Origin of the sequence: Thioalkalivibrio sp. ALgr3, assembly GCF_000377325.1 — a bacterium.
Lineage (GTDB): Bacteria > Pseudomonadota > Gammaproteobacteria > Ectothiorhodospirales > Ectothiorhodospiraceae > Thioalkalivibrio.
Genome location: NZ_KB897977.1, coordinates 230549 through 243750, shown reverse-complemented (window position 1 = coordinate 243750; position 13202 = coordinate 230549). Strand labels below are relative to the sequence as shown.

Here is a 13202-nt window from a genome sequence, read left to right as displayed (position 1 = left end):
TTGTCACGCCTGTCACGCCCGTTGTCACGCCCCGTGACATTTGCAAGCCCTTGATTCGCGCGGCTTGTCACGCCTGTCACGCCTGTCACGCCCCTCCGCGCACGTATGCGCACGCACCCGCGCGCACACGCCCGCGCGCGCCCGCGCACGCGTCGTTACCCCGTGACACGCGTGACAGGTGTGACAACACAGGAGAAACAGGCGTTTATGAAGCCGAGGGCCGTGACAGCCCCCGTGACATGCCCGTGACAACCCGGATTGCCGTGCTGGAGGTCCCCGCATGACCAAAACCACCAAGGCCGATTTCGCCCGGATGATGGGCGTGAACAAATCCACCGTGACCCGCTGGGCGCAGGCCGGGCGCCTGGTACTGGACGCCGGCGGCCGCGTGCTGGTCGAGGAAAGCCAGGCGCGCATCGCGCAGACCCAGGCCGGCCGGGAAGACGTTGCCGACCGCCACGCCCGCAACCGGGGCGCAACGGTCCCGGCAACCGCCGCGAAAGGCACGCACGACGTCGACACGGACGCGGGGGAGGGCGAACCCCTGGACGGCGACGAATCGCTCGACAGCGAAGGCGAGGCGGCGCCAGACGACGCGGACAGCGCCTCCGCCCTGCGCACCCGTTACAAGGCCCAGGCCATGGAGGCCTCCAACAAGCGGGTGAAGCTCGAGCTCGCCGTGCGCCACGGCCAGCGCCTGCGGCGCGAGAGCGTGCAGCGCGAAGCCCAGGGCCTCGGCAACGCCCTGCGCGCCGCCCTGGAACGCCTGGTGGACGTCGCCGCCCCGCAGATCGCCCACCGGGACACCGCCGGCCGCCGCGAGCTCCTGCACGCCGAAGCCCGCGCCCTGCGCCGGGTCCTTAACACCGAGCTGGCCCGCAGCCAGCGCCGCATCAAACGGGAGGCCACCAATGGCTGAATTTCCCATTAGCGCGGATCGCCGCGTGACCACCATCGTCAGTATCAGCGGCGGCAAAGATTCGACAGCCCTGCGCCTTCTGGCAATTGAGCGTGGCGTGGAGCACGTCGCGGTGTTCGCAGACACCGGGCATGAGCACCCAGACACCTACGAGTACGTCGATTATCTGGAGGAAGCGACCGGGCCGATCGTCCGTGTTCGTGCCGACTTCACCGAGCAGATCCAGCGCAAGCGGGAGTTCGTGCAGGAGAAGTGGCCGGAGCATGGCGTGACGGCGGAGAAGATCGAGCGTGCCCTGGCTGTTTTGCATCCGACCGGAAACCCTTTTCTGGATCTCTGCATCTGGAAAGGCCGTTTTCCGAGCACCAAGACCCGCTTTTGCTCGCAGGAGCTGAAACACGCCCCGATCTTCGAGCAGGTCGTGGACCCGGCGCTGGAGGCTGGCGAGGTCGTGAGTTGGCAGGGCGTGCGCGCCGGTGAATCCCTGGCCCGTCGTGATCTCCTTCCGGTCGAAGAGGTCGGCGGCGGCCTGTGGAATTACCGCCCGATCCTCGACTGGAGTGCGGACGACGTGTTCGCCCAGCACCGCCGCCATGGTGTCAAGTGGAACCCGCTGTATGAGCAGGGCATGGGCCGGGTCGGTTGTATGCCGTGCATCCATGCCCGAAAGGACGAGCTGGCGCAGATCGCCACGCGATTCCCCGAAGTGATCGAAGGCCTGCGCGAGTGGGAGCGCATCGTCAGCGAGGCCAGTAAACGGGACAGCGCGACATTCTTCCCGGTTCCGAACAACCGTGACGGATTCGGAGACGAGGCTCGGCACTACTCGACCCACGGTATTGATCAGCGAGTGGAGTGGGCGATGACGGGCAAGGGTGGCCGCCAAAACGACTGGGTGCGCGAGGCCGAGATCGACGCCGGGAAAGGCATGTGTTCCTCGATTTACGGGCTGTGCGAGCAGGAGGTGGCGTAATGGCAATGGATGAATGGCACTACGAGCTGGCCGCGAAGCGCGAACAGGAAGAGCGGGATCGCCAGATCGCGGCGTGTCGCGAGGAAGCGCGTGGGCCGGCCCCGCAATGGGATGGGGATCGGGCGCTGTGCGTCGCGTGCGGCGAGGACAACACGGAGCGCGCACAGGCAGGCCGGGCGCGTTGCCTGGACTGCCAGGAGATCTTCGAGTCGCGCCGCGCGAGGGGGCTGGTATGAACCGCAGCAGCAACCCCTATCCGGGCAAAGCCGCTTCGCCCTGGAGCCGTGGCCCGCACTGCGACACGGCCCGCGCGCAGGAACAGCACCGGGAGCTGAAGCGGCGTGGTCCTCGCGTGTACACGCTGAACGATGGCACCACCGGCACGGCGGCCGAGCTGGCCGCGCGGGTCCCGGGCGGGATCGATCCCGATACGATCCGCCGCAGGATCGACCGGTACGGGCCGGACCCGGCCAGGGTGCTGGAGAGCAAGCGGGCGGTGAATCGCCGCCGCGGCCATGCCTGGCGCACCACGCACCGCCTGCAGCTGCCCGGCACTCCGCCGCCGCTGGAAGGGGATGGATGATGGCGACCCTGGCCGAACTGCAGTCCGAGCGCGAGCGCCTGAAGGCGCTGGAGGAACGGCGGCTGCTGGCCGACGAACTGGCCGCCACGCTGGAGAGCCGCGAGGTTCAGGCGGCGCTGCAGGCCGGCCGGGCGGAAATGCAGCGCGCCATCGCGGAGCTTCCTGACCGGCTGCTGGAGGCGGTGGACGGCGAGACCGAGGAATCGCGCATCCACTACCGGCTGTCCGACGCCTGCATCGACTGGCTGCGGGAACAGGGGCAGTCCCTGCAGGGGCTGGAGGATCTGCCGGAGAGCGTGGCCGGGCCGCTGGTGCGCGCCATGCGCCCGCGCGATCTGCTGACCGTCTCGCAGTGGGCGGATCGCCACCGGTTCATGGAGAGCGGGACCAACGTGCCCGGGCAGTGGCGCACGGACCGCGCGCCCTACCTGCGCGAGATCATGGACAGCCTGAGCGAACACAGCCCGGTGCGGCAGGTGACGTTCCAGAAGGCCGCCGGCGTGGGCGGCACGGAGGTGCTGTACAACTGGGTCGGCTACATCATGCACCACCTCGGCAACAAGGACACGCTGCTGGTGGTGCCCACGCTGGAACTGCGCAACCGCTCGCTGAACCCGCGTCTGCGCAAGACCTTCAAGGAAACCCCCGTCCTCTCCGAGCTGGTCACCGACCAGAAGCGCAACCGCGCCAACCGGGACGACCTGGTGGAGTACGGCGCGCAGGCCCGCATCATCAAGGCCGGGGCGAACAGCCCGGACAGCCTCCGGTCCGACCACCTGCCGTACGTGATCGCCGACGAAATCGACGCCTTCCCCTGGGACCTGGGGCAGGAGGGTGACCCGCTCTCGCTGATCCGTAACCGGCAGCGCACGTTCTCGCGCGCCAAGACGTACCTGGTCAGCACGCCCACGGTAGAGCACGAAAGCCACATCGCTTCGTCCTACGCCACCAGCGACCAGCGGCAGTACCACGTGCCGTGCCCGCACTGCGGCCACCGCCACCCATTGGAGTGGCGGAACTTCCAGTATCGGCTCGCGCCCGGCGCCACGCGCGAGGACCCGAACGCAGAGATTGCCGCCACGTGGATGGAGTGCCCGGCCTGCGGCGAGGCGATCGAAGAGCACCACAAGCCCGACATGCTGGCCGCGGGGCACTGGATCCCGCAGCGGCCCGGCATCAAGGCCCACCGCGGCTACCACCTGAACGCCCTGTATGCCCCGGTCGGCCTGGGTCCGCGCTGGGCAGACCTCGCGCGGGACTGGCGACAGGCGCAGAACGACACCGCCAAGCTCAAGGCCTTCACCAACACCCACCTGGGCGAAGTCTGGACCGAGCAAGGTGACGGGATCGAGGACATCAGCCTGATCACCCGACTGGAAGACGTCGACCCCGCTGCCCTGCAGACCCTGGTGACAACCGCCGGCGTCGACGTCCAGCAGGACCGGCTCGAGAGCACCATCGCCCAGTGGGGTGCCGGCGAGGAAGCCTGGGTCATCGATCACGTGATCATCCCCGGCGACACGCTGACCCCGGAACCCTGGGATCAACTCGAGCCCCTGCTGCGCGACTACGGCGTCCAGTTCGTCGCCGTCGACGCCGGGTACAACACCGGCGCCGTGCAGAGCTGGGTCCAGCCCCGCGCATGGGCCTTTGCGACCAAGGGCCTCGCCGGCCTGTCCCGCCCGCTGATCGAGGACGAACGCAAGCGGCGGCAGCGCCTGCGCTACCGCCGCAAGAAGGGCGCCCCGGTGGAGCCCATCGGCGTGGATGAAGGCAAGGCCCTGATCTACTCGCGCATCAAGCGCGAACAGCCGGGCCCCGGGTACATCCACTGGGTCGATAGCCCCGCATTCGACGACGAATACTTCGCCCAGGTCGCCGCCGAAAAGCTGGTGCGCAAGCGCAAGCGCGGCCGGGACCTGCACGAATGGGTCGCCACCCGCCCGCGAAACGAGGCCCTGGACTGCCTGATCCTCGCGCTGGTGGCGCTGCGGTTGAGCGGGCGGGACACGCAGGCGCCATCAGGCGATGGCGAGCCCGACCAGCAGGAAGACCGCGCCGACGAACCCGGACCCAAACCCCAGCGCCCGGCCCGCAAGCGCCGGGGCGGCTTTGCGACCAACTGGTAGGACTACGCCATGGACATCATCCGCGACGCATTCCAGCGAATCGAGAAAGAGCTCGGGGTCGATCCGTCCCGCCTCCAGCAGATCGAGCAATGCCTGCGCGACGAATGGGGCCGCGACACCTGCTACATCGCCACCATGGAGGGGCAGCGCATTGCCGAGCGCAACCGCGCCCTGGTACGCGACTACATGCGCGGCGAGCGCGTGCCCCTGCTGGCACGGCGCTACGGTATCAGCGCCCGTCAGGTGTATCGCATCCTGCGCGGCGGGTAGAGTCCTGCAGGGATTCCAGCCCGCGCTGGACCAGGGCGCTCTGGCTGTGCGATACCTGGCAATATTCTCCGCTGCTGTTACGCGGCCAGACACCGGCCTCGCGCAGCTTCTCCGCCTGGGGCTCTGTAAGCCGGATCTTGGCTCCAAAAGTGACATCGATCCCCTGATGGATGTCATAGCGTCCGGGGCAGGGTGGCGGCATGGAAAGCACTCTGCCGCGTCAGCACACCGCCGGGGACTCCCTGTCCTGGCGAGTCGAGCACCCCGACTATCTGCCCTCGGATGGCTGGGATGCAAAGGCCTACCTGATCGGCCCGGCCGTGAAGACGGTGGACGGCGCCGCCGATGGCGCTGCCTGGGAGTTCTCCGCCCCGGCGTCCAGCCAGACCGATCTGGAACCGGGGCAGTACCGCGTCCGCATCGCCTGGACCAAGGACGGCGGCGACACGCGCGACACGCACGATGCCGGCTACCTGAAGGTGCTGGCCGATCCCGCGCAGGTAACCGATGGCCGCAGCCACGCCCGCCGTGCGCTGGAGGCGATCGAGGCCACCCTCGAGGGCAAGGCCTCGAACGGCATGCTGGACATGCGCCTGAACGACCGGCAGGTGCGCAGCTTCAGCGTGGAAGAACTACTCAAGCTGCGTGACCGCTACCGCGCCGAAGTCGCCGCAGAGGACCGCGCCGCCGGGATGGGCGGCGGCAACCGTGTGACGGTGCGGCTGTGAAGGGCCTGCTTTCGCGCATGTTCGGGCGCAGCCCGCAGCCGCCGCAGGAGCGCGTCGAACCCTCCGTGGGTGCCGCGCGGAACTTCGACGCCGCGCAGATGCACCGGTTGGTGGCGAGCTGGCTGGGCGAACACGGCACCATCGACGAACGCCTGCTGAACGACCTGCCCACGCTGCGCGCCCGCGCCCGCGAACTCGCGCAGAACAACGATTACGTGCGCCGCTACCTGCAGATGGTGGTCTCGAACGTGGTCGGGTCCTCCGGCTTCATGCTGCGCGCGCTGGCCGAGGATGCCCCCGGCCAGCCGGACCGCGAGGCGCGCAAGGCCGTGGAACGCGCCTGGTACGCCTGGGGCCGACGCGGCGTATGCGATGCGACCGGGCACCAGTCGCTCGAGGACATGGAGCGCACGATCGTGGAGATCACCGCGCGCGACGGCGAATCCCTGACCCTGATGCACACCGGCCCCGATGCCGGGAACGACTGGGGCCTGTCCCTGCAGATCCTGGACATCGACCGCCTGGATACTCACCTGAACCGCCCGGCCGGGGGCAACCGCAACGCGATCATCATGGGCGTGGAGGTGGATCAGCGCGGCCGCCCGGTGGCCTACCACCTGCGGCCGATCAACACCTTGTACACCAACGATCGGCACACGGTGTACCCGGCCAGCCAGGTGATTCACCTGTTCGCGCGTCACAGCGCGGAACAGCACCGGGGCTACCCGTGGGCGCACACGGCCATGATCCGCCTGCACCAGCTTAAAGCGTATGAAGAGGCGGCCGTCATCGCCGCCCGCATTGGCGCGAGCAAGATGGGGTTCTATTACACCCCGGACGGGACCGCCACCGGCCTTGGCGAAGACAAGGGCAGCGGCGAGTTCCAGGCCACCGCGGAGCCCGGGGAGTTCCCGGTGCTGCCGGAGGGCTACCAGTTCCAGACCTTCGACCCCACGTACCCGCACGACCAGTTCGAGAACTTCGTCAAGTCCCACCTGCGCGGCATCGCCTCCGGCCTGGGCGTTTCCTACAACAGCCTGGCCAATGACCTCGAGGGTGTCAGCTACTCCAGCATCCGCGTCGCCGTCCTGGAAGACCGCAACCACTGGATGACCCTGCAGAACTGGTTTGCCGACGGCTGGCTCGAGCCCGTGTTCGACACCTGGATCGAGATGGCGCTGGCCTCGCGCAAGATCCTTCTGCCCAGCGGCCGCCCGCTGCCGGCGCAGGGCATCGAGAAGTTCCGCCGCCACGAATGGCAGGGCCGCCGCTGGGACTGGGTCGATCCGCAGAAGGACATCAACGCGGCCATCACCGCGATCCGGGCCGGACTGGCCACGCCGCAGGATGTCGCTGCCCGCGCCGGCCTGGACCTCGAGGACGTGATCGAGGCCATCGCCGCGGCCAACGAAATGGCGGCCGAACACGACATCCCCCCGTACACCGATCCGCCTGTGACATCGGACACCTGATGGATGTCACCACGCGCGCAGGAGACTACCCCCATGCCAAACCGCAAGCCCGACACCAAGACCCCGGAGTACCGCAGCGCATCGTTCACGCGCGAGGCCGTCGATGCCGAGGCCCGCACCGCCGAACTGGCGTTTGCCACCACCGCCCCCGTGGAACGGTACTTCGGCATGGAAGTGCTGGAGATCAGCGAGAACAGCATGCGCACGGCCCGCCTGCAGGATGGCGCGGCCCTGCTGCTGGACCACGACTGGCGCGAACAGATCGGCGTGGTCGAGGACGTGAAGATCGGCTCGGACCAGGTGGCCCGGGCTCAGGTTCGGTTCGGGCGGGGCGCCCGTGCCGAAGAGATCTGGCAGGACGTCCTGGACGGAATCCGCCGGCACGTGTCGGTCGGGTATCGGATCCACGCGGTCGAGGAGCGGCGCGGCGAGGGCAACGCCCCCGACGAAATCCGCGTGACCGACTGGGAACCGTTCGAGATCTCCATCGTGTCGGTGCCCGCCGATCACACCGCCGGCGTCGGCCGCTCGCAGGAGCCCGCCCCGGCAGCCCCCAATCCCCCGGCCGCCGCGCCGGAACCGAAACCGGAACATGAGGATCGCACCATGCCCGAGCAGAACACCCCGGCCGGGACCGCCCCGGCCTCCGACGATTCCACGCGCGGCGTCGAAATCGACCGTGACTCCATCCACAACGAAGGCCGCGAAGCCGAGCGCACCCGCGTCTCCGAGCTGATGAAGCTGGGGCAGTCCTATTCCCGGTTCGGCGGCGAAAAGCTCGCGCAGGAGGCGATCCAGCGCGGCGACTCCGTCGACCAGCTGCGCGAGGCCATCCTGCAGAACGCGGGTTCCAAGCCGGCGCCCGATCCGGAGATCGGCATGAGCCGGCAGGAGACCGAACAGTTCAGCGTGGTGCGCCTGCTGAATGCCCTGGCCAACCCCACCGATCACCGCGCGCGTGAGTCCGCGGCGTTCGAGCTGGAAGCCTCCCGCGCCGCGGCCGAACAGACCAAGCGCGAAGCGCGTGGCGCCCTGGTGCCGCATGACGTCCTCAAGCGTGAGCTGGTCGCCGGCACCGATTCGAAGGGCGGCGACACCGTGGCCGAAGACCTGCTGGCCGGTTCGTTCATCGACCTGCTGCGCAATCGGATGGTGCTGTCGAACCTGGGCGTGCAGATGCTGGGCGGCCTGTCCGGCAATGTCGCCATCCCGAAACAGACCGGCGGCGCCACCGCCTACTGGGTCGAGGAAGGCAACAGCCCGTCGGGCAGCGAACAGGCCTTCGGCCAGGTCGCGCTGGAGCCGAAGACCGTGGCGGCCCGCACGCAGATGTCCCGCCGCCTGCTGCTGCAGAGCTCCATCGCGATGGAGGGCTTCGTGCGTAACGACCTCGCCACCGTGCTGGCCCTGGAACTGGAGCGCGCGGCGATCAACGGCTCCGGCTCCAATGAAGAGCCCGAAGGCGTGCTCAACACCACCGGCATCGGGTCCGTGGTGGGCGGTGACAACGGTGGCGAACCCGACTGGGACGACATCGTGGCGCTGGAAACCAAGGTCGCGGTGGCGAACGCCGCCGTGGGCAACCTGGGCTACCTCACCAATGCCGCCGTGCGCGGCAAGCTGCTGACCACACGGCGCGACTCCGGCTCCGGCCAGATGGTGTGGGCGGACGGCGAGACCCCGCTGCGCGGCTACCGTTCCGAAGTCACCAACGCGGTGCCCAGCAACCTCACCAAGGGCACTGGCGAAGACTTGTCCGCGATCCTGTTCGGCAACTGGACCGACCTGCTGGTCGGCATGTGGGGCGGCCTCGACCTTCAGGTCGACCCGTACTCCGCCGGCAACAGCGGCAGCGTGATCGTCCGGGTGTTCCAGGACGCCGACATCGCCGTGCGCCACGCCGAATCCTTCGCCGCCATGAAGGATGCCATCACCAGCTGATGAAGCACCCCCGCAGCCGCTGGCTGCGGGGGTCTTCCTGCAGGCGACAACCGAGGCACCGACATGAGCAAGAACGAACCGACCAACCTGTACCTGCGCCGGTCCATCTTCATCGGCGGCGAACCGCACCCCCGCGGCGCCATCCTGGATCCGGCCAAGAACAAGCACCTGACGGACAAGGTCGTGCGCGACCTGATCGCGTCCGCCTCCGTCGAGCGAACCGACCGCAAGCCGCGCGCCAAACCGCCGGCGCCGAAGCCCGCGAAGCCGGAAGGCAGCGAGGGCACCGGTGACAACGCTGGGAATTCCGGGGCCGAAGGCGAGAGCTGACCCATGAGCCTGATCCGCCTGCACAAACGCCTCTCCGCGATCGAGTCCGGGCGCCTGATCCCGGCCTCGGAGCTGGATTGGCAGGACGACATCACGGACGCCCTCCAGCCGGAGGAATGGCCGGAGGGCGTGCTGTCCGAGATGGAGGCCTCCGTGATCCTGGTCCTGTCCCAGCTGCGGGCGGCGGCCGGGGTGCCGTTCTTTCCGTCGCCGGTTCCGGAGGCGCATGTGCGGGGGGACGGCCCCGGCCAGCACAGCACGCAGGGCGGGGAACGCCTGTCGCGTGCGACCGACTTCTACGTGCACTGGAACAACGCGGCCCACGTGCTGGAGATCGCCCGCCGCCATCCGGCTGTGGGCGGTCTCGGAATCTACGACTCGCTGATGCTGCGGGGCACGCCCGGCGACTACTGCATGTTCCACATCGACACCCGGCCGGAGCGCGTGCCCTGGGTTGGCCACGGCCGCGAGCCGATCGAGTACGTGCTGCAGGCCAATGAGCCCGCCCGCTACCACCGGCTGATCGCCGACATGCTGGAGGCCCACGCATGAACCGCCGTAACTTTCTCGCCGCCGCCGTGGCCTCGGCTGCGGCCGCCGGCCTGAGCGCCTGCGCCACGCTCGAGCGCATGGGCGGCGGTGCCCGCGCCGCCGTACAGTACGCGACCCTGCGCTACCTGGGGGACGACAGCCTCCGCGCGGAGCGCGCCCGCCACGTGCTGGTGGAGATCCGCCCGGTCGCCACCGGGGAGACCACGCTGGAGGCCCTGGCGCAGGCGGTCGAGGACGCTATCCCCTGGGATGACCTCGACCTTGCGGATGCCACCCTGCTGGCTGAACTGCTGGGCGCCCTGCGTGCCGAGCTGGAATCCCGCATCGGCGACGGCCTGCTGGACCCGGACGACGTCGAACGCGTGGAGCGCGTGATCGACTGGATCGATGACGCCGCCGCTCGGGTGGAGGCGCGGGGATGATCATGCCGTCCGGATATCCCCTGATCGGCGATGCCTGGCTCGACCGCCTGGTGACCGAGGCCGTGCGCCCGGGATGGTCCCGCACCGTCCGGCCCGCGCGGTTCGTCTCGCAGCGCATCGACCGCACGATCCGCATCCCGTCCGGGTTCGAGTTCGACTGGGATTCTGTCCCGCGTATCCCCGGCCTGCACGCGTGGCTGAAAGGCCGCGCTGAGCAGAGCGCCGCGCTGCACGACTGGCTGTACCACGCGCAGGCCGTCGACCACCTCCCGATCACCCGCCGCACCGCGGATCGCATCTTCCTGGACGCGATGGTCGAGGAAGGCGTCTCGCGCCGCCACCGCTGGGCGATCTACGCCGGCGTGCGCGTCGGCGGCTGGGCGGCCTGGCGTCGGGGGCCACGGCACACGCGCACCAACAAAGGGAGCTTGGACGTTGGATGATCAGTTTTCCCAGCTCATCGTGAACCGTCTCGACCGGCAGGAGAAAAAGCTGGACGACCTGACGCAGGCGATCACCTCCCTTGCCCGCGTCGAAGAGCGCATGGCCAGCGGCACCGACCGCATGGACGGCCACGCGCGCGACATCGCCAACCTGCGGACGCGCCTCGAAGAGCTGGAACGGCTCCGCTGGAAGGTCGCCGGCGCCATGGTGCTGGCCTCCGCCCTGGGCGGGCTGAGCGGCACGTTCGCCGCGCTCGAGTTCCTGCCCGCGCTCGCCGGGGGTGCCGCATGATCGACTTCGGCCCGCTGCACGACGCCTTGCGCTCGACCTTCGGCGAGCCGGTCACTGTAGCGGGGCAGGAGCTGACCGGCGTCGTCACGCACGATGCCGAGGTCCAGTTCGAGAGCGGCATGATCGACCGCCGCACCACCCTCGAGGTGCCCTCCAGCGCGCGCGAGTACGTGCGCCGCGGCGCTCACGTGGAGATCGGCAGCGACACCTACACCGTCGACCAGCCCCTCGCGGACGACGGCCACATGCTCCGGGTGGTGCTGCGGTGAGCTACACGATCGACACCAGCGACCTGCCGGCCTCGCGCAAGTTCCTGCGCGGCATGCGCCGCGCGGCAGAAAACGCGCAGTACCGCGCCGTGAACCGCGTGGCCAGCAAGACGCGCACCAAGGCCTCCAAGCGCATCCGCGAAGACGTGCGCCTGAAGGCCGGGTATATCAACCAGCACCTCAAGGTGAGCCGCAAGGCCCGCCGGGACGACCCTCGCGCCACCATCACCGCCCGCAAGCGGCCCACGCGCCTCGCGCGCTTCGGCGCCAAACAGCTCACGCGCCGGGCCCCGGGCGCTGCGGGCGATCCGCTGCGCGGCATCGGCGCCGGGCGCAAGGCCGGCGGCGTGGCCGTGAACGTCTCGCGCAATACCGGCCGCGCCCGCATGCCCCGCGCGTTTCTGATCCCGCTCAGCACCACGCGCGGCAACGTGTTTGGCGGCCAGCAGACCGAGCGCACCGGGCACATGGGCGTGTTCGTGCGCGACGGCAACCGCATCCGGCAGCTGTACGGCCCCAGCGTCGACCAGCTGTTCCGGCGCCTGCGCGGCGAGATCCACGGCGACGTGAGCGCCGACCTGCAGACCCAGTACCAGCGGCAGTTCTCCTACTACCTGCGGCGGGAGGCAGCGCGGACATGACCCCGGGCACCCAGATCACCGACTACCTGATCGACCGGCTGAGCCAGATCACCCCGGCCAACGGCTACTACACCGCGGCCGGCACGCGCGTGCACCGCGGACGTGCGGACCACATGGCGGACGCCCAGGAAGACGAATTCCCCGCGATCCTGATCCGCACCGAGTCCGACCCGCCCGGCGCCTCGCGCCCCGGCCAGGTCCAGCACACCCGCAGCTTCACGGTGCAGGGCGTAATCCAGGCCACCGGCGAGGACTACGAGCCCACGCTGGACGCACTCGCGCACGACCTGTACCGCGCGCTGGTGCCGCAGGGAAACCGCGATCGCCTGGGCGGCCTCGCCACCGAACTCACCATCGACGGCTGCGACTACGTGCACCCGGAGCCGGGCAGCGAACTCGCGGCCGTGTCGTACCCCATCACGGTCACGTACGTGGCCACCTACCAGCAGCAGTGAGGACATGACCATGGGCATGAAAGAAGGCGGCAAGATTTTCCGCGGCGACGTGCGATTGAACGTCGAACTCGACGACGGCTCGCACTCCGGCTACCTGCCGGCGCAGAACGCCACCCAGTTCCAGATCCAGGTGCCGGAGGCCGAGACCACGGACCGAACCTCGCGCATGCGCGACACCGCCGGCCAGGTGCTGGACTCGGTCTCCGAACCGCAGCCGCACGAGCTGTCGATCACGTTCGACGGCTTCAACGGGCAGCTGCTGGCCTCCGCGTTCAACGGCGCGCTGGAGCATTTCACGGCGTCCGCCAAGACCGGCGAAACCGTGCAGATCACCGCGCGCGTCGGCGCCGGCGTGCAGGTCGGCAGCTACCAGATCAGCGAGGTCACCGTGTCCGAGGACGACGGCGGGTCCCCGGGTGCCGAGCTGGTCGAGGGCACGGACTACGAAGTCGAGGAGCGCCTGGGCATGATCCGCGCCCTCGAGGGCGGGTCGGTCGAGGACGGCGACACCCTGCACGTCACCTTCGATGCCGAAGAGGTCACCGGCGACATGATCCGCGGCGCGGCCCGCTCGGAGATCCGCGGCGAGCTGGTGTTCGACGGCATCGACACCGTTACCGGCCAGTCGGTGGTAATCGAAATCGACCGCGTGATCCTGTCCGGCTCCGGCGAGTTCGACTTCCTGTCGGAAGAGTTCGCCACGGTGGACGTGGGCGGCCGCATGGTGACCCTGCCGGGCGAACTGGAGCCGTACCGCATCCGGTTCCTTGACTGATCGCCTGA

General features: G+C 69.2%; 18 protein-coding genes. All 18 read left to right on the top strand.

Annotation, left to right across the window (positions count from 1 at the left end; genetic code table 11):
- Positions 1 to 280 precede the first annotated feature (280 nt).
- The 18 genes from C998_RS0103785 to C998_RS0103700 all read left to right on the top strand — a co-directional run bounded on the left by C998_RS0103785 (position 281) and on the right by C998_RS0103700 (position 13194).
- Positions 281 to 919 carry a hypothetical protein gene (locus C998_RS0103785; protein WP_018869523.1) on the top strand — a complete coding sequence of 213 codons (639 nt, stop codon included), beginning with the start codon at positions 281 to 283 and terminating at the stop codon, positions 917 to 919.
- Positions 912 to 1892: a phosphoadenosine phosphosulfate reductase family protein gene (locus C998_RS0103780; protein ID WP_018869522.1), complete on the top strand. Its 981-nt coding sequence runs from the start codon at positions 912 to 914 to the stop codon at positions 1890 to 1892. The genes C998_RS0103785 and C998_RS0103780 overlap by 8 nt, the downstream gene beginning before the upstream one ends.
- On the top strand, positions 1892 to 2128 hold the full coding sequence (locus tag C998_RS0103775) for a hypothetical protein (protein WP_018869521.1): 237 nt from the start codon (positions 1892 to 1894) through the stop codon (positions 2126 to 2128). The genes C998_RS0103780 and C998_RS0103775 overlap by 1 nt, the downstream gene beginning before the upstream one ends.
- Positions 2125 to 2475, top strand: coding sequence for a hypothetical protein (locus C998_RS0103770; RefSeq protein WP_018869520.1), 351 nt, complete (start codon positions 2125 to 2127; stop codon positions 2473 to 2475). The genes C998_RS0103775 and C998_RS0103770 overlap by 4 nt, the downstream gene beginning before the upstream one ends.
- Positions 2472 to 4604 carry a phage terminase large subunit family protein gene (locus C998_RS0103765; protein WP_018869519.1) on the top strand — a complete coding sequence of 711 codons (2133 nt, stop codon included), beginning with the start codon at positions 2472 to 2474 and terminating at the stop codon, positions 4602 to 4604. Before C998_RS0103770 ends, C998_RS0103765 begins: the two co-directional genes overlap by 4 nt.
- Positions 4605 to 4613: 9 nt before the next feature.
- Positions 4614 to 4874: a helix-turn-helix domain-containing protein gene (locus C998_RS0103760; protein WP_018869518.1), complete on the top strand. Its 261-nt coding sequence runs from the start codon at positions 4614 to 4616 to the stop codon at positions 4872 to 4874.
- Positions 4875 to 5074: 200 nt separating this feature from the next.
- Positions 5075 to 5602 carry a hypothetical protein gene (locus C998_RS0103755; RefSeq protein ID WP_018869517.1) on the top strand — a complete coding sequence of 176 codons (528 nt, stop codon included), beginning with the start codon at positions 5075 to 5077 and terminating at the stop codon, positions 5600 to 5602.
- Positions 5599 to 7074: a phage portal protein gene (locus C998_RS0103750; RefSeq protein ID WP_018869516.1), complete on the top strand. Its 1476-nt coding sequence runs from the start codon at positions 5599 to 5601 to the stop codon at positions 7072 to 7074. Before C998_RS0103755 ends, C998_RS0103750 begins: the two co-directional genes overlap by 4 nt.
- A 33-nt stretch (positions 7075 to 7107) precedes the next feature.
- Entirely contained in the window at positions 7108 to 9015 is a 1908-nt protein-coding gene (locus C998_RS0103745) for a phage major capsid protein (RefSeq protein WP_018869515.1), read from the top strand.
- 63 nt (positions 9016 to 9078) lie between these two features.
- Entirely contained in the window at positions 9079 to 9345 is a 267-nt protein-coding gene (locus tag C998_RS0103740; RefSeq protein WP_018869514.1) for a hypothetical protein, read from the top strand.
- Positions 9346 to 9348: 3 nt separating this feature from the next.
- A complete protein-coding gene (locus tag C998_RS0103735) occupies positions 9349 to 9897 on the top strand; it encodes a hypothetical protein (RefSeq protein ID WP_018869513.1) in 549 nt (182 codons plus the stop codon).
- The gene (locus C998_RS0103730) at positions 9894 to 10319 is read left to right on the top strand and encodes a twin-arginine translocation signal domain-containing protein (RefSeq protein WP_018869512.1); all 426 of its coding nucleotides are present in this window, start codon (positions 9894 to 9896) and stop codon (positions 10317 to 10319) included. The genes C998_RS0103735 and C998_RS0103730 overlap by 4 nt, the downstream gene beginning before the upstream one ends.
- Positions 10316 to 10762 (top strand): DUF1353 domain-containing protein, encoded by a 447-nt coding sequence (locus tag C998_RS0103725; RefSeq protein WP_018869511.1) that lies wholly within the window; start codon positions 10316 to 10318, stop codon positions 10760 to 10762. The genes C998_RS0103730 and C998_RS0103725 overlap by 4 nt, the downstream gene beginning before the upstream one ends.
- Positions 10755 to 11054 carry a hypothetical protein gene (locus C998_RS0103720; RefSeq protein WP_018869510.1) on the top strand — a complete coding sequence of 100 codons (300 nt, stop codon included), beginning with the start codon at positions 10755 to 10757 and terminating at the stop codon, positions 11052 to 11054. The genes C998_RS0103725 and C998_RS0103720 overlap by 8 nt, the downstream gene beginning before the upstream one ends.
- Positions 11051 to 11323 (top strand): hypothetical protein, encoded by a 273-nt coding sequence (locus C998_RS0103715; RefSeq protein ID WP_018869509.1) that lies wholly within the window; start codon positions 11051 to 11053, stop codon positions 11321 to 11323. Before C998_RS0103720 ends, C998_RS0103715 begins: the two co-directional genes overlap by 4 nt.
- A complete protein-coding gene (locus tag C998_RS0103710) occupies positions 11320 to 11964 on the top strand; it encodes a phage tail protein (protein WP_018869508.1) in 645 nt (214 codons plus the stop codon). Before C998_RS0103715 ends, C998_RS0103710 begins: the two co-directional genes overlap by 4 nt.
- Positions 11961 to 12419 (top strand): hypothetical protein, encoded by a 459-nt coding sequence (locus tag C998_RS0103705; RefSeq protein WP_018869507.1) that lies wholly within the window; start codon positions 11961 to 11963, stop codon positions 12417 to 12419. The genes C998_RS0103710 and C998_RS0103705 overlap by 4 nt, the downstream gene beginning before the upstream one ends.
- 10 nt (positions 12420 to 12429) lie before the next feature.
- The gene (locus C998_RS0103700) at positions 12430 to 13194 is read left to right on the top strand and encodes a hypothetical protein (protein ID WP_018869506.1); all 765 of its coding nucleotides are present in this window, start codon (positions 12430 to 12432) and stop codon (positions 13192 to 13194) included.
- Positions 13195 to 13202: the final 8 nt, after the last annotated feature.

Excerpts from the sequence above, each read along its gene's own strand:
- C998_RS0103785 (WP_018869523.1), top strand. The coding sequence starts at position 281 with ATGACCAAAACCACCAAGGCCGATTTCGCCCGGATGATGGGCGTGAAC.
- C998_RS0103780 (WP_018869522.1), top strand. The coding sequence starts at position 912 with ATGGCTGAATTTCCCATTAGCGCGGATCGCCGCGTGACCACCATCGTC.
- C998_RS0103775 (WP_018869521.1), top strand. The coding sequence starts at position 1,892 with ATGGCAATGGATGAATGGCACTACGAGCTGGCCGCGAAGCGCGAACAG.
- C998_RS0103770 (WP_018869520.1), top strand. The coding sequence starts at position 2,125 with ATGAACCGCAGCAGCAACCCCTATCCGGGCAAAGCCGCTTCGCCCTGG.
- C998_RS0103765 (WP_018869519.1), top strand. The coding sequence starts at position 2,472 with ATGATGGCGACCCTGGCCGAACTGCAGTCCGAGCGCGAGCGCCTGAAG.
- C998_RS0103760 (WP_018869518.1), top strand. The coding sequence starts at position 4,614 with ATGGACATCATCCGCGACGCATTCCAGCGAATCGAGAAAGAGCTCGGG.
- C998_RS0103755 (WP_018869517.1), top strand. The coding sequence starts at position 5,075 with ATGGAAAGCACTCTGCCGCGTCAGCACACCGCCGGGGACTCCCTGTCC.
- C998_RS0103745 (WP_018869515.1), top strand. The coding sequence starts at position 7,108 with ATGCCAAACCGCAAGCCCGACACCAAGACCCCGGAGTACCGCAGCGCA.
- C998_RS0103740 (WP_018869514.1), top strand. The coding sequence starts at position 9,079 with ATGAGCAAGAACGAACCGACCAACCTGTACCTGCGCCGGTCCATCTTC.
- C998_RS0103735 (WP_018869513.1), top strand. The coding sequence starts at position 9,349 with ATGAGCCTGATCCGCCTGCACAAACGCCTCTCCGCGATCGAGTCCGGG.
- C998_RS0103730 (WP_018869512.1), top strand. The coding sequence starts at position 9,894 with ATGAACCGCCGTAACTTTCTCGCCGCCGCCGTGGCCTCGGCTGCGGCC.
- C998_RS0103725 (WP_018869511.1), top strand. The coding sequence starts at position 10,316 with ATGATCATGCCGTCCGGATATCCCCTGATCGGCGATGCCTGGCTCGAC.
- C998_RS0103715 (WP_018869509.1), top strand. The coding sequence starts at position 11,051 with ATGATCGACTTCGGCCCGCTGCACGACGCCTTGCGCTCGACCTTCGGC.
- C998_RS0103705 (WP_018869507.1), top strand. The coding sequence starts at position 11,961 with ATGACCCCGGGCACCCAGATCACCGACTACCTGATCGACCGGCTGAGC.
- C998_RS0103700 (WP_018869506.1), top strand. The coding sequence starts at position 12,430 with ATGGGCATGAAAGAAGGCGGCAAGATTTTCCGCGGCGACGTGCGATTG.